Here is a 24725-nt window from a genome sequence, read left to right as displayed (position 1 = left end):
ATAATGTCAAGATAACTTTTTCTCGGCAACACTTTCTACTCTGTCTTTAAATGCAGCAATTATTTTACTTTGTGTGTATTTATAAACTGAGTTTAATAAGGCGGAAAACAAATTGGATTTAAATTCAAACTTTATATAGAACTCTACCATAGTTTTACTTTCATCTATAGGAGTGAATTTCCATTCGTTGTATAAATGTTTAAATATTCCATTTGACGACACAGCTTTTATCCAACTTTTATTTGCTCCATTTGGAGAAAGAAAGGTCACTTCTGATGTGTAACTTCCTTTAATGCCATGAAAAGCTGCAAGGAGGTCCACAATCATTTGGCTATCAGTTTTTTCTTTTATATAAACAGCTTTGCACCAAGGAACAAAATCAGGATACTTCTCAACGTCAATTACAACTTGAAATATCTCATGAGATGAACAGAAAAAAACACCTTGTTCTTTATATTGGTGTAACATAAACCTAAATAATGGAAAAGGGATCCATATCTACCGTCAGTCTTAGTAGATTCCTGAGACCTAAAGTTAAGGTGGGCATCACGTACTAATTTCAATGAAATTAACAGAGGCAATTCCCTTGATCAGAAATTATCGCTCGGGAAATTTAACTTAACTCATAACGCATAGCACAGACCCCTAAATTAATTATAGATTATTTATATAGAGTATGTCTATAGATATATTAAAACTAGCGATCATTATTTTGCCTTTGTTAAATTTTGCATTTTAAGTATCATAGCTAATAAATATATCTTATGAATCTTATTAAGTTCTTAACCATTTTTATTGTAATCTCCTCAAGTGCTTACGCGAATTGTATAGGGCACAAAACTTTTGTGCTTGCCATGAAGCAGCAAGTAGACAACACGTCTATGAAAGGGAATAGAAAAAATCTAGAACATGTACAAGAAGAACTTCTGAAAATTATTCAGAATAATATTGACCTCAAAGGAATATCTCGATTTGTCATAGGGAAATATTGGAATTTATCTACTCAGAAAGAAAAAGAAGAGTTTCTAAAAGAATATGAAGTATATCTCGCGCGCTTGTGCGCTAAAATTTTGTATAAATACATAAATAATAGTGAAATGATCATAATGAGTACAAAAGCAGTTGACGATGAAACTTGTCTGATAGGAACAAGATTTTCTTATGGTGATGAGGAATTTACAAATATTGACTTTAAAGTTACTAAAAGTGACAGTTCTTTCTTAATAAACGATGTTGTAATGAGTGGAATAAGTATTTCTATTAATCAACGTTCTCAATTTAGTGAAAAGATCGACACGAATGGCATGGCAAGTGTAATAGATGAATTAAAACGTAACAATAATTTATGATATACATGCCTCATTGGCCTAAGCCGATTGGCAGTAGGCCAAAGGATTTTTCTCTTGATCGCATAAAAAGTTTTCTAAATAAACTGGGTAATCCCGAGAAAAAAATACCGCCAATAATTCACATAGCTGGCACTAATGGCAAAGGATCAACACTATCCTTTATAAGATATATAATGCAAGCAGCAGGGTATAAAGTTCATACGTACACTTCTCCACATTTAGTGAATTTTAATGAGAGAATAGTTGTTGCAGGCAATGATATCGATGATAGTGAATTACATAACTCACTGGAAGAATGCCGTATAGCAGTCGCAGAACAACCCATCACTCTATTTGAAGCCGCAACGACTGCAGCCTTCTTAGCTTTTTCTCGTCATAAAGCTGATATTACTTTAGTTGAAGTGGGTCTGGGTGGAAGGCTTGATGCAACAAATGTTATAGATAATCCGATTCTAACGATCATCACTTCCATTGCACTTGACCATACAGAATATCTTGGTCCTACCGTAGAAACCATAGCAGGTGAAAAGGCTGGAATAATGAAACCTAATGTTCCTTGCGTAATAGCACCACAAGAAAAATCTATAATGAACACGCTAGAACAACACGCAATAAACAAAAAATCTCCCTTATATAGAGGAGGATTTGAGTGGAATTGCGAAAAACAGAATAACAGAATGGTCTTTCAATCGGCTATTCAATCAATAGAATTTTCTTTGCCATCTTTAAAGGGTGAACACCAAATAATCAATGCAGGAAACGCCATTGCAGCATGTAGCATTTTGAGTGGAAAATATGGATTTGATATTGGAGAAGAGGACATTGCTTCAGGTTTACAAAGCACTTATTGGCCTGCGCGGCTAGAGTCTATAAAAGAAGGTAATTTAATTTCTTTATTACCACAAGATTGGCAATTATTTCTAGATGGTGCACACAACAATGATGGTGCCAGAGTGTTAGCTAAGTGGGTAAAAGACAATTTTGCTGAAGGTATCTATATGATCTTTGGTGTTACTCGTAACAGAAACGTCGCAGAGTTCTTAGAGCACTTAAAGCCATATATCAAACTACTATGCGCGATTTGTGTTAAATCTGAACCTAAAGCAACAAGTACAGATTTAATTAGAGAAGGAGCTCATAATATAGGAATCAATGCTATCGAATGTGAATCAATCAGAGATGCTATATCAAATCACATACTAAAAGCTTCTATACAAAACGTCAAAACCATACTAATCTGTGGCTCGCTATTTTTAGCCAGAGATTTGAGTATGGAGAATAGCTATCAATTAATCCAAGAACAATAAATGCACTACACAACTTGCTCTCTTCCATGAGCGTGAACACTATCGGGATTTACAATGCTGCTTGGCTTTTCGGTTAATGCTCCTATAGGTACATTTTGTTCATCACCTCTTCCTTCAGTTTTTACAAGATTTACAACTTTTCTCTCGTAGATCTCACTTGCTAATTGTAATAATAAAGTACAACCTAGTACTATAGCAAATCCAATGAGTACTTTACTGTCTACGCAACTAGATTGGTACTGTAACACCAAACCTGCTATTAATAAAATAGGAGGAAGATAATTTGAAATTTGGGAAGTAAGAATTAGATATTTAAATGCTTTACTTTTGAACATTTCATCTATATAAATAGTACCTTCAAAAATAAACGTTAGTGCGGTTGTGTGTCCCACGCTGGCTCTCTAAAATTACTTTAGCTACAAATATTAAGAAATTTACTAAGTAAAAAAAGACAAAAGAACCCCCGTATAGCGAGTTTTAATAATTTAAATTGATAATGTACTAACAAGCGCGATTTGGCTGAATGTAGAAAAAATAAAAAAGACATGCAGCCGCTATAATTTTTATGTAATTTGCCAATAAATATTTGAGTTTTTTACTGAATTTTGCTGTTAAATCCGCGGAGATTAAAAACAAGGGTAAATACTCTTGCTATCATAGTAAGGGAGATGGCGTAATTTGTCAAGTTAAATAAGCTAAGTTATTAACATGTAATAATTAGGCAGCTATTGCAGATTGAATGTTCAAATGATCACTAACTTTGAGGTTTTGGTTTCATCTATTTGCGGCTGACTAATCATAGTTCGAATGAAATTGGTTGCCATAAAGGTACAACCTAGAATAAAAAAAGCAACGGAAATAAAGGGGATAATAGGAAATTCAAGAGGTAATATAGATGTAATTCCTCCTATTAAAAATGAAACGTTAGATGCAATGTCGAGGCAGATCTTCATTAATTTCTCTTGCCAAGAGGTATCGAGTTGCTTATTAAGGCCACACTGCCTAAAATGATCAGTTAATGACCATATATTTAAAGCAAGAGAAAGTGCACTTAGCATAGTGCTGACAATAGTAAAATACAAGCTTAAGGAAGAAATATTTAGGGCTAATGCTGCTATGTACCCACTCAAAGAAGCAATAGATAGTGCAGTAACTAAGCGTTTTGAATAAGTTCGTATTTTTTTTCTGTAAATAAGCCCCTCTTTCTCATAACTCATAAACTTAACAGTAAATACATATTATATCATAACATTAATTGACTTGAAAATCAATACAGAGTGCCCGGGAGAAGACTTGAACTTCCACAACTTGAAAAGTTACTAGCACCTGAAGCTAGCGCGTCTACCAATTCCGCCACCCGGGCTTTTTGTGATTTACTATGTTAAAATAAAATAATATACTCAAATAGTTTTTAACTTAAAGGTAATGCCAAATCTAGATCAAATATTTTTTGCTCAGAACAATGTTAATATTAATAATGTATATAAAATAGTCAACAACGCTTTGAGCAATAGTGATGGTGGTGAGCTATTTTTAGAGTTTTGCCAATCAGAATCCCTAGTTTTTGATGATAATATATTAAAACATATGGATTTAAATATCAGAAGAGGATTTGGTCTAAGGTCTTTTTGTGAAGATAGTACGTCTTTTGTTTGCTCTTCTGAGATTAGCGAAAAAGAAATTAGTAAAGCTGCTTCCATGGTAAAAAGTTCAGCATCTTTAAGCAAAACGAATTCAGTAAACTTAAATGAGGAGGCAAAAAGCCTGTATTCAACGATTAATCCCATAAATGAAATGGACCTGAGCTCAAAGATTAAACTACTTAATGAGGTTAATGAGTATGTAAGGTCGAAGAATAATTGCGTGAAGCAGGTAAAAATAACTCTAAATGGAGAATGGCAAGTTGTACAAATAATAAAAGATGATCACAGGTTAAGCGATATTAGGCCTTTGGTACGTTTTAATGTACTAGTCATCGTAGAGAAAAATGGCCGAGCTGAGAGAGGTTCTGCAGGGCATGGTGGAAGAGACTCTTATAGTAAATTTGTTTCTGAGAAGAAGTGGAAAGAAGTTGCAAACCAAGCGTTAGAGCAAGCGCTAGTAAATCTTGAGGCAATTCCAGCTCCGGCTGGAGAGATGACAGTTGTTTTAGGTTCAGGTTGGCCAGGGATATTATTGCATGAAGCTGTAGGTCATGGACTTGAGGGTGATTTTAACCGTAAAGGAATCTCGGCATTTTCAAATTCTATGGGTAAACAGGTGGCAGCCAGTAACATTACTGTAGTTGATAATGGAACTCTACCTAATTTGCGTGGTTCTATTAGCATAGACGATGAGGGTACTTTACCTGGCTATAATGTGCTTATAGAAGATGGAATTCTAAAAGGATATATGCAAGATCATATGAACGCTAAACTTATGGGTGTAAATCCAACTGGTAATGGTAGAAGAGAAAGTTACAAAGAAGTTACTATGCCACGCATGACAAACACCTATATGTTGGCAGGAAAATATGCACCAGAAGAAATAATATCCAGTGTAAAAAGAGGCCTATATGCAGTAAATTTTGGTGGTGGACAAGTTGATATAACATCAGGAAAATTTGTTTTCTCATCTTCAGAAGCTTACCTAATAGAAAATGGTAAAATTACACAGCCAGTGAAAGGAGCAACACTAATTGGTGATGGGCCAACAGTGCTAAAAAAAGTATCAATGATTGGTAATGATCTAAAGTTAGATCCTGGTGTTGGTACGTGCTCAAAAGACGGGCAAAATGTGCCTGTTGGAGTTGGTCAGCCAACACTTAAGGTCGATGCAATAACTGTTGGTGGAACTGAAATGTAGATAAGTGCTAAGCGAACTCAGCTCATGCTGTACAATTGTACAAACATTGTAACCATTATCCAAGTAGCCCATATAGATGCAAAAACTACTTAACAAATCTCTCTGCCTTTCTTGCCATAACGTGTATAACAATCTCACAAAAAATAATATCATAGAATTCAATAGGTGATCTTTATTGCTAAATACCATAAAACTCGAGGTTTTAGCGCAATAAATCTATCATAAGAAGGTAGTCTGGAAAAGTCTGACTTATGCAGCAACTGTAAGTAACGTATGTAAAATGATTTAAAGTTTAGATTGCTGATATAACAAAATTATTGTTATAATTTCGGAATGCGTTATTTCTGGCACTATTGTAGGTTTTTTACCATTGGATAATAATCTACCTGCAAAATTTTTGTCTATCATTTTACAATAATCATCTACAAAACAGAATAATTCTGTTACATTCTTATTCAATGGGTAACCTCCTATTATGTCTAAAATACTGGAGTTTACCCTCTTTTAGATAAATTAAAAATTGAACGTTTGGTAATGACGACATATGTGGAGAAGGATGGCAACCACCACAATTCGGGAACATTCAAAAAAGCATAAGGGTCAAGTTAAGGAAATAAAGGTATGAAGAAGATAGGATAAGAAGATATAAAATTCTCTCGGATATATTTTAGTGAGAGAACTAATGATGAATAAAATAACTTGCTTATCAAATTACCTCAACAAATTTTTCAATGAAATGGCAAATAATTGAAACAGAAAAGGAAAAGAAAATTGAGTAATTGATGATTCATAAAAGCTATAATTTTGGGTAATATAGGGGTTACAAACTGAATCATAGATACAATGTGCCAATTATTAAATGAAGAATCTGTGATAATAACGAAACAGGGTTTAGATTTCAGGTTTACTAAAGAAGCAGTAGAATTTATGAAAAGAATGTACAATGGCTTTATTTAAAATACCCTGCAAATTGATTGTAGAATCTTGCAGCAATTTAAAAGCATTGGATAGTAGCTTTGCCTAACAGCATGGAAAATCTATATAAAGGTTATGGACAAAGGTTATGAGAGTAACACTAAGTGTGGAATAAAGTTAAAATTAGTTTTTGATTACCTAAATCAGACATTGGATCAACTTAACATAACGGAGGGAGTAAGAAGGTTATAGGGAGAAGTTGCTAATATCTGACCTTGGTTCAAGTTCTTTTAAACAGATCAATGGAACGGGAGCTTATTTTATAAGTCGTTGATACCAATGTATATGCTATAGAAACAAATCAAAAAATGGAATTATTGGAATGTTTAGGAGACAAGCTATTTTTAGAAATGAAGGTGTTGTTGGGAAAAGAAGCAAAGATTAGAGTAAGAATGATATGTCATAAATTAACTGAAGAGCAGTCTCTAGCCAGAAGAAGAAAAGCTAATAAATTGGCAAAATCACATGATCTTCCAAAAGGAATCAGAAATTGTTGAACTGGTCAAAACTAATATTCCAGAGGATAAAATTAGTGCTGAGCAAGTATTACAGAGTAATACCAATTCTCATTGTTGTGGAGTCAAATAGGAAACAGAGCAGAGTTGTTTAATTGTAGAAGTAGCAAGAGAGGTAAGAAATTTGCATAAAGTGCTCTCAAGCAAAGCAATAGTACTGTATATTTTATTGCGCAAAATGTTCTGTTTTATATATAACCAAAGCCTCTCAACAGGATTAAGTTCAGGTGAATATGGAGGTAGGTATATAATCTCAATGTTTTTAGGTACCTTTAAATTTTTTGACTTATGCCAACTAGCACAGTCCATAACAAGAACAGCTTCTCTTGTCCCTAGATATTGCAACATTTGCTCAAGAAATATATTCATGCAATCAGTGTTAACATTTGGTGCAAATAAGCTAAAACTCTCTCCATTTTTAGGATTAACTGCACTGTAGAGATAAAAATTATGCCTACCTAACTTTATTTTAACCCGAGTTCTAGTACCTTTTTTAAACCATCCATGCCCAACTTTCGAATGTGTGCCAAACCTTGATTCATCAAAGAAAAATAGCTCTTTTTCAGGATACTTTCCAATAACTTCATTGAGATTTTTTTTTGAATTCCTCTTGTTTACTTTTATCTTGTACGTTGTGTACTGGTCTTGGTGTAATATATGAAAATTTCATCTTTTGCATATGGCGGTGTACTGTAGATTTGCTAATATTTAAGTCGAACTTTTCCTGTATTCTTATTCTCATTTCTTTAATGGTAATATTAGGGTTTTCTTCTATCCATGCTTCAATTTGCTGTAGTTGAGCCTGATTTAATTTAGTTTTTCTTCGGCGTGATCGAGGAGCAAACAGTTTTTCTTCTCTGCCAAATTTCAAGAGTTTTATCCACGAAGTTAGTGCCTTTCTTGAAATGCAATATATTTTTGCTACAGACGTTATACTGTACTTTTTTGCTGCAATTACAGCGTTTAGTTTTTTTGAAACATATGCATTATTCCTTACTTTCTTCAGCATCTCTTTTGCTGATTTTACTACTTCTTCATCCAATAATTTTGATCTGAGTGCCATTTATACCTAAACTATTTCACTTATTTCATTATGGCTTTTCTTCCATTATTGTCTATCTGTTTCCCGTGTAACGGGAATTGGTATAAGTAGCCTATTTTTGGTGTTAATTGTAGAAATTATTAACACTGCTTTTGAAGCAATAATTGAGCGTATTTCCAGTGAACAACATATACTTTCAAAAAAAGTGAAAGATCTAGGTAGTGCAGCAGTTTTTCTCTCATTAATTAACTTCTTGATAACATGGATGATAATATTGATATGAATGTTGTTAAGATATATTTTCAAATTCACCGATTAAGACTTGCATGTCTTGTGGTAAATCAGAAACAAATTCTATATATTCTTTACTTTTTGGATGATATAAGCCTAGCGTGTGAGCATGTAGTGCCTGTCTATTGAAATTACGGATAAAGTCAGAGTTTTTAGCATGTTTTTCACTTTTACTACTATTTTTTCCGTAAACTTGATCACCAACTACAGAATGTCCTATGTGGCTCATGTGTACTCGAATTTGGTGTGTTCTGCCTGTCTCTAAAGTACATTTAACCAGGCTTGCTTGCCCTATAATTTTCTTCACTGAATAATGAGTGATTGCTAATTTACCTGCTGTTTTTGTGACACACATCATTTCTTTATTACTGCGTTTTGGAGCAATATGGGTTTTTACTGTTCCTTGCAGATTAGGTAATGCTCCCCAAATTACTGCTAAGTATTCCCGTTTTATTTTACGATTTGATAGCAGTTCAGACAAGAAGCTGTGGGATTGTTCATTTTTTGCAATTACCATGAGTCCACTAGTATCTTTATCAAGCCTGTGAACAATTCCTGGTCTTGTATTTATATATGGAATTTTGCCAAGGTGAGCGATCACTGCATTCAGGAGTGTATCATTGTTTGTTCCAGCACCTGGGTGTACTGTTAATCTACTTTGTTTACTCAGAACTATAATGTCCCCATCTTCGTAGATGATATCAAGCTTTATATTATAGTTAGGTTCAATTGATGTGGATATGTCAGGTTGAACGAGATGTACTATATACTCTTCACCTGGTTTTACTATGTGGTCATTATTAATTATCGGCGTGCCAAGTAATGTTACCCGCTCATCTTGTATCAATCTTTGTGCTTTACTGCGTGATATGTTACACTTTTTAGCTATGTAAGTATCTAGCCTTAATTTTTTTTCGTCACTATTAACATTTAAGGTTATATCTATGGTCACTACCCTGCGCAAGCTACTTTGAATGCTGCATGAACATCTGGATTCACAAAATCAACTTTTGTACTAGGTTGAATTTGAAGGCCGTCTTGTTTTTTAATATGGCAAATTGTTTGAGAGCCATCTTTCCAGTAAATTATTATTTTATTATCAAAATCCCGTAGCGTTAACTCCCTCTTTTCTTCTTTTTTATCTTTTTCTTCTAGCTTAATAGACTCTAATAAATAATATAGAAAGTCACTTGCTTTACCGTTAACTTTTTTTCTCCATTCATCCATTTTTTCTTGTTCAGATAATTCTTTTTCCAATTTTGCATTTTCTTGCTCCAGCTCTTTCATCCTTTTTTTTGATTTTAATAATCTATGTTTTTCTATTGCTTTTTTCTCTTCATCTCGCTGTTTTTCAAGAGAAGTAGCAGTAATACTGCCTTCACTGCTATTAGGTTCATTTGATTGAGTCTGTTTATTCTTTAATTCTGCTAGCTCATCTTTTACTTTTTTTAGTTCTTCTTCTAATTCGTTCTTTATCTTTTCCGCTTCTTCTTTTTGTTTTTCCAATGTATCTATGAACTCACGATCATCGCTAATTGTTCTTTCTCCAGATTGAAAAAAGCCAACTAATCTGCTTGGTTCAAATCGCTCAACCTTATCTTCAGCGATTTTAATAGTATTCTCTAAACTAGAAAAAATGCTTTCAATTTTTAGTGAATTTGTTCTTTTTGCCAGCTCTTTAGCTTCGCTTAAAATGACCATCATTTCCTTACGCAACTTATCTAAATCTTTTTTGATGTCTCCTCTAATTCCTTGTAGATGAACAAGTGTTTCTTGAATTTCATCATTTGCAGGTTTTAGAAGTTTGCTATCAAGTAGATCTTTAGCTTCATCTAAGCGCTTATCAAATGAGTCAACAATTTTATCTGTAAAATTAGTCAAGTGCTTATCTAGTAATTTTATTAATCGAGATATTGGATCATTTTCTTCCTCATCTTTTGTCTTTTTTTCCATTACCGATACAAAACCACCTCTTCTGCATGGAAAGAGAATATCTAAATTATTAAATTTTTTAACAATATTATGATTATTGTTTATCTCATTGGTTTTTAGCTTGCTGAATGTTATACATATTCCAACGATAGCAATGATACTAGCCAGTACAACTGGAACCCATTCCAAAGCCTGAATATTGGCAAAGCTCAATCTATTTTGTATTAACGCACCAACTATAATTACAGCACTAATTACATATGGTATGGTAAGAAAAATGGCCTTATTTTTATTCTCTTGTATTTGATTATCTAATATTTTTTTCTGATTTTCAGAAATTGGCAAAACTATTGAAAAGTTTGCTTTTTTGGAATCTATAAGACTTAAATTTGGTTTTATCTCTATTTTCAGAGCATTTTCAGCGATTTCACTCATCTCGTTGTCTTTGCCACCTCTAATTTTATTATTTATTAATTCCTCTATCAACTTTTCTCCTTCTTTTATCTCCTGCTTATGCATATATCTCATAGCAGAAGAGGCTACAAAAGTTGTTAAAAGAATAATAGAAACCAAAGTGTAAATTGGCATGAATGTTGGGTTAAAAATATCTGTAATAAACCTTAGATCATTATGGGTTATTATTATTGCAGCTACATAAGCCAAAGAAAATTGAAGCCAAATATTTACAATCGCTATGGGTAGAGTGTTACTTACAGAATATTTCTTTGTTGCACGCCATAACCTAGGAAAAAAACCAATAGCATCATCTATTTTGGCAAAATTATGATCTACTTTAACATTGAAAGGATTTGTTGTATCTAAAGGCATAAATTTCCTTGCATCCTAATTAAGTAATTATATATAAATGATACTTTAAAAACAAGTTTTTGGCTTATGCCAAGGACGATTAGAACGGACTTTGCTAACCTTTATGCCACTATTTGCTAGCCAAACAGAGTGTGTGCCATATGCCTCTAAGTCAGAGTATTTGATGATTTTAGTATTGCAAGCTGGATAGTTAAACTTGCTTAACTGAATTACTAGATCGACATTGTTACAATTTTCTAAAATATCTTCTCTTTTATGAGCTAGCAACACTGACTTATTATTTCCTTTATTATATGTACAGTCATAATCATTACATTTTAGCCTTTTGTTTGAATTACTGAATTTAGTATGATTCACAATTTGATTCTGCCCGTTTTGCTTTGCCCACGTTTTGACAACAAAATTTCTGTTTTTTCTAGTAAGGGAATATAGTAAATTGTCATCTTCTTTTACAGCAAGATTATCAGCACTGACTAGAATGTCAGGAGTTGTATACATAGCGCTAGAGAAAATACCTAGCACAATAAAGAAAATTCCAAAGAAACGCCAATTCCTTTCCCACAAGCATAACCATAATAGCCCAAGCGTTATTATAATAATTAATGAGGCAGGAAAAGTGCGAATAGGAATAACCAAATACTGAAGACTGGCAATTGCGTTTGTTATATATAAAACGCTGTCAATTGGGCGTTCCATGAGAGGCGTTATAATCCACTGAGTACCTAAAGGAATCAATAAAACATAGATTATTCCAAGTGGAATAATAATGAGTGTAACTATTGGTATAGCAATCAAATTTGTGATAATGCCACTGATTGAAAAATAGTTAAAATTGTATATTGTGTACGGAACAGTTGCTAAACTTGCTATTATTGAGCTGATCATTATCGACATAAAATATTTTATTATTTTTATTTTGAATAACTTATTAGCATTGATCTGATAGCTGGCAACTAGTGCCAAAACAGCAGAAAATGACATTTGAAAACCTGGCTTTAAGATTGCTTCTGGCTCCACTATGAGTATCACCGAAGCAGCAAACGCAATTGCTATTAATCCTCGATATTTCCTTTCTATGATTATTGCAACAAGTACCAAGATCACCATGATGTAGGCACGCTGAGCAGAAATTTGCATACCGGTAATCAACAAATAAAAGGTAGTTGGCAAGATAGTAAAGAATGCAGATATTTTTTTAGTGTTATATTTAAGAGTCAAAGTTTCAGATATTGCAAATAAATTACGGAATACTATAAAAAATAGACCAGCAACAAACGATAAATGTAAACCAGATATAGCGAATAAATGTGCTATACCTGAATCTCGTATCGCATTCATAGTTTTTTGATCTATCCCGTCTTTTTTGCCAATTAATAATGCAGAGATTATGTCCGCGTGTGGCTTTTTGGTATTTTGCTGTAGGTTTTCATAGATATATTGACGGAAAGATTCTATATACTCTTGAAATTTTCTTGCTTCAGCCTTTTTGTACAGGACTATTTTGCTTGTTGCAAAGCCTGTTGCACTTATTTTCTGATAATATGCTATTCTTGCAAAATCATATGCATATTCCGAAGGCGCAATTTTTGGAGGAAAGAGTTTTGCTGATAATTTTACTTGATCCCCTATTTTAATGCCTTCTTCCGCTTTGGTTTTAACTGATATTCTGATGTTATCTAGAGCTCTATACGGTGTCATTCCAGCGCGTAACGCTGGAATCCATATCTTTTTTTTCTGGATCCCAGTATCAAGTACTGGGATGACAGGAGAGGATTTTGAGGTAGTAGAGACAGAAAGCAGAAATTGTTTGTATGAGCCCCTGTTATTAATATCCTTCACTGTAGCAACAATATCTTTCACATACCTTTCCTTATCAAGAATGTGAGTATTAACTGAATCTGTTCTGAATTTGCTGGTTGTAAATCCTATGAGCACTGCAATTAAAGAAATGCATAATATTGCGTATTTCCTGTATAATATTGCAATCAGAATTAGTATAGGTGAAAGCAAGAGAAAAATAGATATAGTGAAAGCACAGCTTGGTTCAAAATTTAATGAGAAATAGGTTAAAATTCCTGCACACTGAAAAACAGGGAACCACAATATCAAGTTATATTTTTCATTGCACAGATTGTTATGTATATAATTTACTATCATGTTAAGAAAGGTTAATAGATATATAAATATATGTAATAGTGTGATTTTATTCTTTTATTTATTATTATTACGCATATAATAATAAATAAGCAACGACGCGGGATGGAGCAGCTCGGTAGCTCGTCAGGCTCATAACCTGAAGGTCGTAGGTTCAAATCCTACTCCCGCAACCATCTTTCAATTGTACAAACATCGCGATTTCTCTTATTATAATAGCAATGGTATTTCTGACTCAAAGCTTGTTTTTGACCTGTAGGCTCAATCGCAACATTCAGTAAAAAACTTAAGGTATTTATTGGTGAATTACATTAAATTATAGTGGCTGCATGTCTTTTTTATTTTTTCTACATTTAGCCAAATCACGCTTGTTAGTACATTATCAATTTAAATTATTAAAACTCGCTATTCGGGACTTCTTTTGCCTTTTTTCTATTTGGTTGGATGATTTTATAAATTAATTAAAATATTCATAATATTGATTTCTTATCACAACAATGCTATTATTAAGCTAATATTACTTTTAGTGAGGTATGAGCAATGGTTGATGTGGCTTTTATTGGCGTAAATACGGTTATTGATAACGGATACAGAAGAAAAATAAAACTCGTTATGTCAGGGTTATTTTTAGCTGTATCAGCAGCAACTGCTATCTGGTTTATCTTTCCTGGATCGCAAAATGTACTTGCTCCTTTCTTGCTTCCAGCTATATTCCTTCTTTTGACCCTATCTATGGGATATTATACGTTTCTTTTTGGTTGTGAGAAAAAGTCTGTAGTAGAGAATGTTCTTGGTATGGTTGAACCTGCTGAATCAGTTAAGAGGGTGCGTTGCCAAGACGAGATCGAATCTTTGCTAGCAGAAACAAGAGATATTACAAAAAGTAAGTTTTGTAACGTACTGATTAATCTTTGTTTTGAGGATCGTAGCAAAGCGCACAAACTTGCTTTATATGTAAGAGACATTGATAGCGTTGCATCCTCGATAAAAGACGAGGATCTGTTAAATCACTTTGATCAATTTTTTACCATAACTGAAGCAAGCAATAAGAATATTAGAAATGAGCTAATTAATCGCGCAAGAATATATAGAACAATAAGTGAAAAACCTAAAAATGAAATACAAAGTTTTTTAGATAATCAAAAAGAGAGTCTTTCATATGAAATAATGTCACCTAAAATTGACAATTTTTTGCTACAGGCTGGTATGGTAACTGTTTAAACTAGCAAAAGTTCAATGCGTGTAGCTAAGTTTTTGCAATATCAATAATTTCATTTTGTACGTGATTATCACTTTTTGTTTCAATTTTAGTAATAACACTGCACCTTTTGGGTTCTTTTTTAGCTATTTCTTGAAATCCTTCTCGAACTTTATTATAAAAATCAACGTTCATCTCTTCATATTTATTTTTGTCTTTTGCTCTGCTGAGTCCAACTTGAACATCAATATCTAAAATAAATGTGATATCTGGATATTTAATTTCCACTAATTTGTGTAAGTCTCTTATTAGACTTAAGTCAACACCTAGTCCATACCCTTGATACGCAATAGTTGAGTCAATAAACCGATCACAAATCACTATTTTCCCTTCTAAAAGAGCTGGCAATATTAATTTTTTCATATGTTCGTGCCTCATCGAGATAAGCAGCAAGAGTTCAGAAATAGGATCAATATTATCCTTAAGTAGTAATCCTCTTATTTTTTCTGCAAAATCAGTACCACCTGGTTCTCTAGTCAATACGACATTATTTTCACCGTGAATTTGCTTGAAATAATTTGCAAGTAACTCAGACTGTGTTGTTTTACCAGAACCATCTATTCCTTCAAAGGTTATGAACATAAATTTTATAATTACAATGCTAAATGCAAACAGTTTACATAGAAACCATTTGACATTTAAGCAATAAGATCATAAATTATGGTATACAATTCTCTATGAGCTATGGTTACGCTAGACACTCCTAAGATAAATTTAGACTTTACTGCAAAGAATTTCAATCTCCTGGGAGTGGATAACAAATATTATACATTAAGTGACTGCTATGGGGAAAATGGTCTCATTGTAATGTTTATATGCAATCACTGTCCTTACGTTCAATCAATTATTAGCAATCTAGTAAGCGATGTTAATTTGTTAAAAAAAGATTATCAGGTAAACACCGTTGCAATCATGCCAAATGATGTAAATGAGTACCCAGAAGACTCCTTTGAAAACATGATTAATTTTGCCAAGGAAAATAAGTTTACATTTCCATATTTGATTGACAATAACCAAGAAGTAGCTAAAGAGTATGGTGCTGTTTGTACCCCTGATTTTTTTGGCTTTAATTCCAAACTAGCCCTCTGCTATCGCGGGCGTTTTAACAACACAAAAAAAGAGAAAGTTCAAAATTACGAAGTAGGAAGTAGTGATTTATTTCAAGCCATGAAATTTATTGCAGAAACTAGCAATCCTCCAGTTGACCAAAAATCAAGCATTGGTTGTTCAATAAAATGGTCTAATTCTACAGGTTGAATATTATGCACAGCGGCTCTCAGCATTTGTTTGATATTATAATTTTACTCTCTGCTGCTGTGTTTATAGTCATAGCGTTTTGGAAAATGAATATTAGCCCAGTACTTGGTTACTTTGTTGCAGGTGCGTTGATTGGTTCTCATGGGTTTAATCTGATAAATTCAGTTGAAGTAATGGATAACTTTGCAGAGTTTGGCGTAGTTTTCCTATTGTTCATTATAGGTCTTGAATTGACATTTGAACGCCTTATCGCTATGCGTAGGCATGTGTTTGGGTTTGGTTCCCTTCAAGTTATAGTTACCATGATAGCAATATGGTGCATTGCTCTTGCCTTTGGAGTAAATACAAACATGGCAGCAGTTATCGGTGGTGGACTTGCACTATCCTCAACAGCAATAGTGTTGCAGGTTCTGCAAGAAAAGGGTTCTCAAGCAAGCCAAGTTGGTAGATTGTCAATAGCAGTGCTACTAATGCAGGACTTTGCAGTGGTACCTCTAATAGTACTAGTGCCTCTGCTTACTGGCAATTCTGAACACAGCTTAATAAGCTCGTTGGCAGGCTCATTAGTGCAAGCAGCTATTGCATTGGTGTTGATATTTGTAACTGGTAGGTTATTACTGAGGCCATTGTTTTCGGTTATTGCCAAAATGGAGAGTAATGAGATCTTTATATCAACAACACTTCTGATAATATTAGGATCAGCATTTATTACTGAACAATTTCATTTATCAATGGCATTAGGCGCATTTGTTGCTGGGTTACTAGTTGCAGAAACAGAACACAGGAATTCGGTAGAGCATGCAGTATTGCCATTTAAAGACTTATTTCTTGGTTTATTCTTTATGACTGTTGGCATGTCTATTGATATTGACCTTTTACTCAATAAGTTACCACTCGTTACTTTATTATCAATTATCCTTATCGTTTTAAAGACGTCCATTATATATACATTGTGTAGATTTTTTGGATTTAGAAGTGCACCTGCAATACAAGCTGGATTACTGCTTGCACAAGGCGGTGAATTTGCATTTATTTTATTCCGTTTAGCAGATGAATTAGATGTACTATCAAGTGAAATCGCTCAAGTGCTTATGATGGTAACTACAGTAACTATGGCTTTTACTCCTCTTTTATCGGGAATAGGAGACTGGATAGCAAATTCATTTAGCACTGAAAAAATAATACTAGACGATGAAGCAATCGAAACAGACACACAAGATCTTTATAACCACGTAATAGTTGCCGGGTTTGGTAGAGTGGGATATATGGTAACGAAAATGCTTACTGCAGAGCATTTAAGTTATGTTGTTGTAGATATTCAATCAAAAATAGTGAAAGAAGGAAAAAATGACAGTTTCCCTATATATCTTGGAGATGCTACAAGATATGAAATTTTAAAATCAGTAGGAATAGAAAGAGCTCAAGCTCTTGTGGTTTCAATAAAGAACGAAGTCACTATAAAGAAAATAGTTTCTCTAGTTGCAACAAACTTCCCGCATGTAAATATTATAATACGTTTACCAGATTTGAATAATGTGGAGGTTTATAAAGATCTAGGGGCTAGTAAAGTTATTCCCGAAACGTCTGAAATTGGATTGCAGCTAGGTGGAGCAGCATTAAGTTTAAGTGGTATTAGCGAAAGCGGAGTTACATCTTTAAAAGGTAAATTCAGAAAAGGCAACTACAGTATGTTAAAAGACCTTGGTAGTGATAAAGATGAATAATCCTCTATCACTTTAATTAGTGACCAGAAAAACACATTTAATTAAGCAACTATACTCTCTAGAAAGGTGAAATTGACCTTATTGTAACTATGAACAAAATAATAATAAAAAAATTTGGTGGTACTTCGCTAACTGACTTAAATCGAGTTGCAAATCTAATAAAAAACGATATTGAAAAAGGTTATAATGTAATTGCTGTTGTATCTGCTGCTGCAGGATTCACTGACCAAATGGCTTTTCAAGCCAGGCAAATTTCAAATTTAAATTGTAGACAAGAGTTATCAGAGTATGATGTCCTGCTTTCAGCAGGAGAACAAATCTCTTGCGGGTTATTAGCTATCACTCTTCTGTCTGTTGGAGTTAATGCTAAATCATGGCTCGCCTGGCAGTTACCAATTCTAACGGATAATTTTTATTCTGAGTCTAAAATAAAAAAGATAAAAATTGACCATGTAAAAAGATCTTTTGCTGAGGGTTATACTGCTGCAATCATTGCTGGTTTTCAGGGTATATACGATGATAGAATCACTACTTTTGGTAGAGGAGGATCTGACATCTCAGCAATTGCCTTTGCTGTAGTCTTTGGTATTAGGACTTGTGAAATTTTTACTGATATTGACGGAATATATACAGCAGACCCAAAAATTGTTCCAAGGGCACGCAAGCTTAAATCTATCTCTTACAATGAAATATTGGAGATGTCGTCATCTGGTGCTAAAATATTGCATAATCGTTCAGTACAACTTGCAATGGAGCATAATATTAAGGTGCAAGTGTTATCCACTTTTGAGGAAGTAGAAGGCACTACAGTACTACACGAAAAAGATGTACTGGAAAGATACTTAATTACTGGAATAACTTATAGCACTCACGAAGCTCTTGTAACTTTTACTAACTTTGCAAATACTCTGGATACTTTAAGAGATATAGCAGGAGCAAACGTTAAAGTTGACATGATACATGGGTCAAGCTTTTTGATTTCTAAATTTGATGTTGATTTAATGACAAAGTTATTGAACAAAAATGAAAATTATGTCGTAAACAATAATATAGCTAAAATTTCAATAATTGGTATTGGTATTATGTCTAACACTGAAGTGATGTACCGCACACTCAAGGTTTTAAGCGAAAAAAAGATAGAAATACTTGCTGTCACAATATCCGAAATCAAGATCAGTATAGTTGTTCAAAAAAAACACGCTGAGGCTTTAATTAGAGATTTACATACCGAATATGAGCTTGATGTATGAGACAGCACGCTTGAAATTTATTTACTTGATAATTCAACAAACTTGAAAGAGCAAAGATAGTTATTGAAATTATCTTGATTTACATCGGTTATCCAAGTTTGACATTGAATGCTTAACACCTCCTCCATTAACACCTTTCTGTAATCTTTATCCAGATGCGACATTATATCGTCAAGCAGAAGAAGAGGTGCTTTATTGTAGTAAATACACCTTGCTTTTACACTGGATAAGATGATAGAAAGCAGTAATAGCTTTTGCTCTCCAGTAGAACAAAGATTTATTGGCATGTCCCCTTTTTGGCAAAAAACCCGAAAATTATCATTATGTACAGAAAAGGTTACTCTACCAGTTAATGAGTCTTTTTCTCTGTTTTCCTTTAGACGATTCTGAAAATATTCTGCAGTATCGTTCAAAGTTAGCTGACTGCTAAATTTCAAACTTGCCTTTGGAAAAAACTCACAAGAATGGTTATCAATTGTGCCCTGTAGTATTTTTAAAACAGACAAACGCATACGTAAAATATCAACTGCATTGGTAGCCATGACATTTTCAAGGCTAGAGAGCCAATTTCCGTCTAAAATATTCTCTCTAAGCAGTTTACTTCGCTCATGTTTAGCTTTCCTGTATTTCATATAGCAATAAGTGTAATTTTCTTCAAACAGTGAGACGATACGGTCTAAAAATTTTAATCTGTCGCTCGGAGAATTAAGAAGAATATAGTCCATTTGTGGAATGAGCCATATTACATTGGATATTCTATACAGAGATGAATAACTTGATTGTGTTTTTCCATCAATTTGTATTAGTTTATTATTAAGATTCTTTCCTATACCAATTGAGTTAAAGTATGTTCCATTAAAAAAGTCATAATGCACTGCCCAATCTTCATTACTGAGTCTATTTTGCATCTCACTAATTTTTACTTTTTTCATGCCATTACTTTTAGCAAGCAATGAGATTGCTTCAAGTATATTAGTTTTACCAATACCATTTTGACCAGTTATTACAACCGATCTATCGTCTAAATCCAGTTCGAAATTTGAATGACTACGGAAATTATGTAATTTCAATTTTTTTATATAGCAATGGGTAGCCATTCTTTAATTTATATTCTGCTTACTTCCTCTAAAACCTCATCAACATGTCCACTCACTTTTACATTTTTCCAAATCTTCACTACTTTACCTTTTTTATCTATTAAAAAAGTAGTACGCTCTACTCCCATATACTTTTTGCCAAACATACTTTTCTCTACCCAAACACCATACTTTTCCAACATTTCAGCATTTTCATCAGAAACTAAAGAAAATGGCAGAGAATATTTTGCTTTGAAGTTAGCGTGGCACTTAACGCTATCTTTTGATACACCAATTATCACTGTGTCAAGAGAAGAAAAATTTTCTATATTGTCTCTAAAGCCTTTTGCCTCCATTGTGCAGCCCGGAGTATCGTCTTTAGGATAAAAATAAAGAACTACATTTTTTTTATTAAAAAATTCACTCAGTGATAAAATCTCACCAGAATCTGTTGGCAAGCTAAAATCAGGTGCATTATTTCCTATTGTTAATTCCATACTTTGCTCCATTATTAACACTTTTATGGTACTATATTATATTGTAATAGGAAGGGAGGATAAATGAAAGTAGCTTTTCAGATGGATGAAAGTATAAATTTTGAAGCTGATACTACATTTTCATTAATAAAAGAAGCGCAAAGAAGAAGGTACGAAATTTTTGTTTATGTACCTAATAATTTAGCACTCAAGTTAAATCAGCCAATTGCCCTTGCTCAGAAAGTCAGCGTTGATGATTGTAGCTTCATTTCAAAAGAGGATGTAGTAATCAACCTAAATGAAATGGATATCATATTTATCAGACAGAATCCACCATTTGATATGCGGTACATTACAACAACCTATATCTTAGAAAAGACTACTGCGTTAGTAATAAATAATCCAACAGAAATAAGAAACTGTCCTGAAAAATTAATTACTTCACTATTTCCAGAGCTAATTCCTCCAACTTTGATCACTGAAAATATATCGATGATTAGAAATTTTTGTCACGACTATCAAGATATCATCTTGAAACCACTATATAGCTATGGAGGAAATGACGTAATAAGAATACAAGACCAAAATAGCATTCAAGTGGTAGTCGATCTCATGATTGCAAAATATGAATGTCCTGTAATTGCACAAGCATTTTGTAAAAAGATAAATACAGATAAAAGAATACTGCTACTGGATGGAAAGCCAATAGGAGTAATGAAGCGAGTTCCAAAATCTAGCGGAGAAATCAGAACAAATTTGAGACTCGGAGCAAGTTTTGAGTCTGCCCAAATGAATGATAGAGACAACGAAATATGTAATAAAATTGGTCCTGAGCTAAAGAAAAGAGGGCTAATATTCGTTGGCATTGATATTATAGATAACTTCCTTCTTGAAATTAACACAACTTCGCCTACGGGAGTAGTTTATATCAATAAGTTGTATAGTAAATCACTAGAAAAAGAACTATGGAATGCATTTGAAGAAAAAGCAATTCGTCAACTAAGTTCTTGAGCTATTGCCTTAATAAATTCAGTAACTCCATTCCTTATTCTTGTTTTCTTAGTATTATTAGCCATATCACGCAATTTTTGACAATTTTGCAATAAATCAACTAGCAACTCTCCTAGATTCTTTTTCGCGTTACTATTTTGCTCAAACATTACAGCTGCTCCCGAATCTTCAATATGTTTTGCATTATAAAATTGATGGTTATCTTTTGAGTGAGGATAAGGAATATATACAGCAGGACGCTCAGCAAGAGTAATCTCTGCTATTGAAGTTGCCCCCGCTCTGCTAATTACCAAATGAGCATTGGCCAGTTTATTTTCCATATCATCGAAAAACTCACTTAACTCACAATCAATTCCTTCACTTTTGTATAGACTCTTGACCTTGTTTATATTTTTCTTCGTACATTGCTGCGTTACTCTAATCCTCTCTTTTACTTCAACAGGTAGATCACAAATTACGCTGCTCACTACATCATCAAAAAAATTTGCACCCTGACTGCCTGCTATTATTAACACGTTTAAAACTGTTTCAGCTCTAGAATAGCCTTGTGCTTCTATATCGACAAAATTTCCTGTAAAAACGCATTTACTACCTTCTGCATACTTAGTCTCTGGAAAGCTAGTTGCAATTAATTTTGCACTCTTGAAAAAGAATCTATTTACTCTCCCTAAAACTATATTTTGTTCATGTAAAATTATAGGTATAGAAAAAATCTTTGCTGCAAAAAGAGTTGGAAAAGAAGCGTAGCTACCAAAACCAATGATTAGCTTTGGTTTTAATTTTCTTGTTTGATACAGTGCTAATACACAACTATACATTAACAAAAAGAGAAACTTCAATTTGTTGCCACTTGGCTTGCACAATGGTAAAATATAACTTTCTATATTGATGGTTTTTTGATCAGTGAATAATATACAATTGGGCCCTTGTACCTTTAGTGCTTTTGCTAAGGTTATAGCTGGAAAAACATGCCCACCTGTACCGCCTGTTGCTAGAATAATATCCATCTGTAAATAGCAATTTGATAATAGATTATTAATCATTTTTTAATAATCTGCATGTAAAATTTTATCAAGCTTTATGATAGTTGAGTTAAAAATGCCTAAAAATAGTGACAGTAAAAAAGAATCTAACGTAAAAAATAAGCCTCAAGAGCAAAGCAGAAGCGGAGGTTTATTAAAAAACATAATAAAAGCTCTTTTTAACTCAGTTGTTGATCTACCTCAGCAAGAACAACTCAATAAAAATATTGATAGACAACAAGGTTTAGACAGTAAAAGAAAAAGCCCAGAGGATCTTAATCAGGAAAAAAAGCTTGAAGTGAAAGAAGCAGCTGAAGGGTTAAAAGAAAAGTTAGAAAAATCTGATATTGGTAATCAATCTATTAGAATTGAATCGCCTAATCAGGATAATTGTAGCTCTAAAACAATGAATCGTTAGCTTAACTATTTAACGATTCACCATCTGCGGCAAGTACTGATTCGTGTATAATTTCCGAAATAGTTGGATGAGGAAAAATCGTAGATTTTATGTCGCAGTCTGTTCCCTCTAGTTGCTTTGCAAGAGCGAAATTGCTAATTAACTCTGTTACTTCCGCTCCTATCATGTGAGCTCCAAGAAGTTCGCCTGTTTTTTTGTCTATAATTGTTTTCACTAAACCTTCAGTTTCACTTAGTGCAATAGATTTACCATTAAAGTTGGAGTGAAATTTTCCTACTTTTATATCGTATCCACTTTTTATTGCCTGTTCCTCAGTAAGGCCAACGCTTGCTACTTGCGGATGAGAGTAAGTGCAATTTGGTATGCACTCTTTTTTTAACTTATGAGCATTTTTACCAGCAATTTTCTCAACACAGATTACAGCTTCATGACTTGCTTTATGCGCTAAACATGGGGGACCAGCTACATCACCTATTGCATACACACTTGATTCACTTGTTTCATACCACTCATTCGTTTCAATGAAACCAGAAGGACTCAACTTAATTTTTGTATTTTCTAAACCTATATTTTCAGTGTTTGCTTGAACGCCAACTGCAACAATTACTCTATCGAATTCTTTATTATCACCACCACTTAGCTGCACTTGAACAGAGTCTTTATTTTTAGTGAAAGTTTTTATACTATTGCTCGTATATATTTTTATTCCTTGTTTTGTAAATATCTCTTGTACTAAATTTGAAATGTCTTTATCTTCCAGCGGCAAAATAGTGTCTTTTACTTCTATAATTGTTACATCAACCCCTAAAGTACTATAAAAACTTGCAAATTCTATTCCTATCGCACCAGAACCTATGATTAGTAGCGATTTTGGTAACTTCTTTGGAGTCATAGCGTGCTGCGCATTCCATATTAAATCTCCATCCGCCTCTACTCCAGGTAGATTTCGCGCTCTAACACCTGTTGCTAAAATGATATGATTGGAAGAAATTTCCTCCTCCTTTTTGTCATTAAGAATTTTTACAGTACGATTACCTGCAAGTTTACCAAAGCCTTGATGAACTTTGATGTTATTTTTTTTCATCAAATATGCAACACCGCTTGACAATTTATCAACAACGTTTCTTGAGTATTTCACTATTGATTGTATATCAAAACTTGCATCCTTTACTTTTATGCCAAATTCTTCTGATCTTGTTATTAACCTATAAATTTCAGATGCTCTAAGTAGCGATTTTGTTGGTATACACCCCCAATTTAAGCATATACCACCCAAATTTTCTTCCTTTTCAACAATTGCAGTTTTAAATCCAAACTGCGCCGCTCTAATTGCTGCTATATAACCACCAGGACCGCTGCCTATAACTGTAATATCATACTCATTCATCAGCTTTCTTCGTATTCAAAAAGATTATATATAACAGATGGAACCCGTATAATCAATGCTCAGGTGCATAGAAGCGGCTTGACAAACCTTCCCACTTTTCTTCTTATATCAATAAGAGTATTTATCCTTATTTTTAATCTCCGCGGGTTTAACAACAAAACTCAGATATTTATTGGCAGATTACATAAAAATTATAGCGGCTGCATGTTTTTTAAATTTTTTCTACTTCAGCCAAAACACGCTTGTTATCACATTATCAATTTACATTATTAAAACTCGCTATATAGGGATTCTTTTGCCTTTTTTTACTTAGTAAATTTATTAATATCTATAGCTAAAGCTTCAGGCCAGCACTTGATGCTGGAATCCAGAAACCTTTACTACAAATAAGCATATTGAGCACAAAATTATTCTAAAACACAACGTTTTTGGTGAGATTATGGACAAACTTAATCCCAGTATCTGGGCACTAGGATGACAAGAAATAGGTTGCTTGAATAACAACGAAAGGTTATTTGGGTGATAGCCGCACTTCCAGTTTCAGCTACTCGGATGACAAGAAAGAGGGCACTGGCATGCTGAACCATAATGTTCGTACAGCTGTGCAAG

22 protein-coding genes, 2 tRNA genes, 1 other RNA gene and 2 pseudogenes are annotated in these 24725 nt (G+C 33.4%); 12 read left to right on the top strand and 15 right to left on the bottom strand.

The window, feature by feature from the left end; genetic code table 11:
* Positions 1-6: 6 nt before the first annotated feature.
* Complete coding sequence (locus tag OOK99_RS00260; RefSeq protein WP_006013504.1) at positions 7-468, bottom strand: type II toxin-antitoxin system RatA family toxin; 462 nt, start codon at positions 466-468, stop codon at positions 7-9.
* Positions 469-485: 17 nt separating this feature from the next.
* Positions 486-647, bottom strand: a non-coding RNA gene (ssrS, locus tag OOK99_RS00255) — 6S RNA.
* A gap of 117 nt (positions 648-764) precedes the next feature.
* Here ssrS and OOK99_RS00250 point away from each other — a divergent pair.
* Both OOK99_RS00250 and OOK99_RS00245 read left to right on the top strand, forming a co-directional pair.
* Entirely contained in the window at positions 765-1349 is a 585-nt protein-coding gene (locus OOK99_RS00250) for an MlaC/ttg2D family ABC transporter substrate-binding protein (RefSeq protein WP_264719835.1), read from the top strand.
* The gene (locus OOK99_RS00245; protein ID WP_264719834.1) at positions 1346-2656 is read left to right on the top strand and encodes a bifunctional folylpolyglutamate synthase/dihydrofolate synthase; all 1311 of its coding nucleotides are present in this window, start codon (positions 1346-1348) and stop codon (positions 2654-2656) included. Before OOK99_RS00250 ends, OOK99_RS00245 begins: the two co-directional genes overlap by 4 nt.
* A 5-nt stretch (positions 2657-2661) precedes the next feature.
* Here the strand turns inward: OOK99_RS00245 and OOK99_RS00240 are convergent, their stop codons facing one another.
* The 3 genes from OOK99_RS00240 to OOK99_RS00230 all read right to left on the bottom strand — a co-directional run bounded on the left by OOK99_RS00240 (position 2662) and on the right by OOK99_RS00230 (position 4019).
* Positions 2662-3048, bottom strand: a complete 387-nt coding sequence (locus OOK99_RS00240; protein ID WP_007302338.1) for a hypothetical protein — start codon at positions 3046-3048, stop codon at positions 2662-2664.
* A 351-nt stretch (positions 3049-3399) separates the two neighbouring features.
* Entirely contained in the window at positions 3400-3873 is a 474-nt protein-coding gene (locus OOK99_RS00235) for a hypothetical protein (protein ID WP_264330879.1), read from the bottom strand.
* A gap of 61 nt (positions 3874-3934) precedes the next feature.
* Positions 3935-4019 (bottom strand) — tRNA-Leu (locus OOK99_RS00230).
* 62 nt (positions 4020-4081) lie between these two features.
* Here OOK99_RS00230 and tldD point away from each other — a divergent pair.
* Positions 4082-5500 (top strand): metalloprotease TldD, encoded by a 1419-nt coding sequence (gene tldD, locus OOK99_RS00225; protein ID WP_264719833.1) that lies wholly within the window; start codon positions 4082-4084, stop codon positions 5498-5500.
* 161 nt (positions 5501-5661) lie between these two features.
* On the opposite strand, the pseudogene OOK99_RS00220 reads toward tldD, so the two are convergent.
* A pseudogene (locus OOK99_RS00220) lies at positions 5662-5959 on the bottom strand (IS982 family transposase); the annotation flags it as partial.
* Between the two features lie 226 nt (positions 5960-6185).
* Between OOK99_RS00220 and OOK99_RS00215 the strand changes: the two are divergent.
* A pseudogene (locus OOK99_RS00215) lies at positions 6186-7024 on the top strand (transposase); the annotation flags it as partial.
* Between the two features lie 17 nt (positions 7025-7041).
* Here OOK99_RS00215 and OOK99_RS00210 read toward each other — a convergent pair.
* Positions 7042-8053, bottom strand: a protein-coding gene (locus OOK99_RS00210) for an IS630 family transposase (protein WP_264719384.1) whose coding sequence is annotated in 2 segments (ribosomal slippage) — positions 7042-7590 and positions 7592-8053 — 1011 coding nt in all. Because the reading frame shifts where the segments join, the coding sequence is not laid out codon by codon here.
* 13 nt (positions 8054-8066) lie between these two features.
* On the opposite strand from OOK99_RS00210, the gene OOK99_RS00205 reads away from it, so the two are divergent.
* Entirely contained in the window at positions 8067-8315 is a 249-nt protein-coding gene (locus OOK99_RS00205; protein WP_319803444.1) for a diacylglycerol kinase, read from the top strand.
* Positions 8316-8321: 6 nt separating this feature from the next.
* Here the strand turns inward: OOK99_RS00205 and OOK99_RS00200 are convergent, their stop codons facing one another.
* From OOK99_RS00200 to OOK99_RS00190, 3 genes are read right to left on the bottom strand one after another with little or no spacing between them, the layout of a single operon-like run.
* The gene (locus OOK99_RS00200; RefSeq protein WP_395460862.1) at positions 8322-9275 is read right to left on the bottom strand and encodes an RluA family pseudouridine synthase; all 954 of its coding nucleotides are present in this window, start codon (positions 9273-9275) and stop codon (positions 8322-8324) included.
* Entirely contained in the window at positions 9275-11083 is a 1809-nt protein-coding gene (locus OOK99_RS00195) for a coiled-coil domain-containing protein (protein WP_264682486.1), read from the bottom strand. The genes OOK99_RS00200 and OOK99_RS00195 overlap by 1 nt, the downstream gene beginning before the upstream one ends.
* 45 nt (positions 11084-11128) lie before the next feature.
* The gene (locus OOK99_RS00190; RefSeq protein ID WP_264719832.1) at positions 11129-13240 is read right to left on the bottom strand and encodes a ComEC/Rec2 family competence protein; all 2112 of its coding nucleotides are present in this window, start codon (positions 13238-13240) and stop codon (positions 11129-11131) included.
* Between the two features lie 96 nt (positions 13241-13336).
* Here OOK99_RS00190 and OOK99_RS00185 point away from each other — a divergent pair.
* Positions 13337-13413 (top strand) — tRNA-Met (locus OOK99_RS00185).
* 364 nt (positions 13414-13777) lie between these two features.
* Positions 13778-14458, top strand: coding sequence for a hypothetical protein (locus OOK99_RS00180; protein WP_264719831.1), 681 nt, complete (start codon positions 13778-13780; stop codon positions 14456-14458).
* 25 nt (positions 14459-14483) lie between these two features.
* On the opposite strand, the gene tmk is transcribed toward OOK99_RS00180, so the two are convergent.
* Complete coding sequence (gene tmk / locus OOK99_RS00175) at positions 14484-15077, bottom strand: dTMP kinase (RefSeq protein ID WP_264719830.1); 594 nt, start codon at positions 15075-15077, stop codon at positions 14484-14486.
* 102 nt (positions 15078-15179) lie between these two features.
* On the opposite strand from tmk, the gene OOK99_RS00170 reads away from it, so the two are divergent.
* The 3 genes from OOK99_RS00170 (at position 15180) to OOK99_RS00160 (ending at position 18726) form a co-directional block, all read left to right on the top strand.
* Complete coding sequence (locus OOK99_RS00170; RefSeq protein WP_264330936.1) at positions 15180-15752, top strand: thioredoxin family protein; 573 nt, start codon at positions 15180-15182, stop codon at positions 15750-15752.
* Positions 15753-15757: 5 nt separating this feature from the next.
* Entirely contained in the window at positions 15758-17476 is a 1719-nt protein-coding gene (locus OOK99_RS00165; RefSeq protein ID WP_254230050.1) for a monovalent cation:proton antiporter-2 (CPA2) family protein, read from the top strand.
* A gap of 89 nt (positions 17477-17565) precedes the next feature.
* Complete coding sequence (locus OOK99_RS00160) at positions 17566-18726, top strand: aspartate kinase (protein WP_264719829.1); 1161 nt, start codon at positions 17566-17568, stop codon at positions 18724-18726.
* A 17-nt stretch (positions 18727-18743) separates the two neighbouring features.
* Here the strand turns inward: OOK99_RS00160 and recF are convergent, their stop codons facing one another.
* Both recF and bcp read right to left on the bottom strand, forming a co-directional pair.
* Positions 18744-19823 carry a DNA replication/repair protein RecF gene (recF, locus tag OOK99_RS00155; RefSeq protein ID WP_264330933.1) on the bottom strand — a complete coding sequence of 360 codons (1080 nt, stop codon included), beginning with the start codon at positions 19821-19823 and terminating at the stop codon, positions 18744-18746.
* Between the two features lie 8 nt (positions 19824-19831).
* The gene (gene bcp / locus OOK99_RS00150; protein WP_006013317.1) at positions 19832-20299 is read right to left on the bottom strand and encodes a thioredoxin-dependent thiol peroxidase; all 468 of its coding nucleotides are present in this window, start codon (positions 20297-20299) and stop codon (positions 19832-19834) included.
* A 63-nt stretch (positions 20300-20362) separates the two neighbouring features.
* On the opposite strand from bcp, the gene gshB reads away from it, so the two are divergent.
* A complete protein-coding gene (gene gshB / locus OOK99_RS00145; protein ID WP_264719828.1) occupies positions 20363-21289 on the top strand; it encodes a glutathione synthase in 927 nt (308 codons plus the stop codon).
* Here gshB and OOK99_RS00140 read toward each other — a convergent pair.
* Positions 21274-22296 carry a UDP-N-acetylglucosamine--N-acetylmuramyl-(pentapeptide) pyrophosphoryl-undecaprenol N-acetylglucosamine transferase gene (locus OOK99_RS00140; RefSeq protein ID WP_264719827.1) on the bottom strand — a complete coding sequence of 341 codons (1023 nt, stop codon included), beginning with the start codon at positions 22294-22296 and terminating at the stop codon, positions 21274-21276. The two genes, gshB and OOK99_RS00140, sit on opposite strands and share 16 nt — an antisense overlap.
* A gap of 73 nt (positions 22297-22369) precedes the next feature.
* Here OOK99_RS00140 and OOK99_RS00135 point away from each other — a divergent pair, with 73 nt between their 5' ends.
* Positions 22370-22729, top strand: coding sequence for a hypothetical protein (locus tag OOK99_RS00135; RefSeq protein WP_264336461.1), 360 nt, complete (start codon positions 22370-22372; stop codon positions 22727-22729).
* Position 22730: 1 nt separating this feature from the next.
* On the opposite strand, the gene lpdA is transcribed toward OOK99_RS00135, so the two are convergent.
* Entirely contained in the window at positions 22731-24116 is a 1386-nt protein-coding gene (gene lpdA, locus OOK99_RS00130; protein WP_264719826.1) for a dihydrolipoyl dehydrogenase, read from the bottom strand.
* Positions 24117-24725 lie beyond the last annotated feature (609 nt).

This window comes from Wolbachia endosymbiont (group B) of Eucosma cana (assembly GCF_947250645.1).
GTDB lineage: Bacteria > Pseudomonadota > Alphaproteobacteria > Rickettsiales > Anaplasmataceae > Wolbachia.
The sequence above is the reverse complement of the archived record's forward strand: the minus strand, read 5'-3'. Positions and strand labels throughout refer to the sequence as shown.